The sequence below is a fragment of the Anaerococcus sp. HMSC065G05 genome (assembly GCF_001812365.1).
Taxonomy (GTDB): Bacteria; Bacillota; Clostridia; order Tissierellales; family Peptoniphilaceae; genus Anaerococcus; species Anaerococcus vaginalis.
Window position 1 is genome coordinate 1 of record NZ_KV808679.1, and the last position, 369, is coordinate 369.

Consider the following 369-nt stretch of genomic DNA (forward strand, 5'->3'; position numbering starts at 1 on the left):
TCAATAGCTATAAATATTTCCAGTCAAGATTTAAAGTTTAGTATCCATTAGCTTAATACATTACTGCACTTACACCTTGGACCTATCTAAGGTATTTTCTTTACCTACTCTGAGAAATCTTATCTTGAGGCATGCTTCGTACTTAGATGCTTTCAGTACTTATCATTCCCGCACTTAGCTACCGAGCCATGCTAGTGGCCTAACAACTCGTACACCATTGGTGCGTCCATCCCGGTCCTCTCGTACTAAGGACAGCTCCTCTCAAATTTCTTACGCCCACGCTGGATAGGGACCGAACTGTCTCACGACGTTCTGAACCCAGCTCGCGTGCCTCTTTAATGGGCGAACAGCCCAACCCTTGGGACCTAC

General features: G+C 45.5%; 1 rRNA gene. It reads right to left on the reverse strand.

Annotation, left to right across the window (positions count from 1 at the left end):
• Positions 1–19 precede the first annotated feature (19 nt).
• Positions 20–369, reverse strand: a 23S ribosomal RNA gene (locus HMPREF2852_RS00035); the annotation flags it as partial.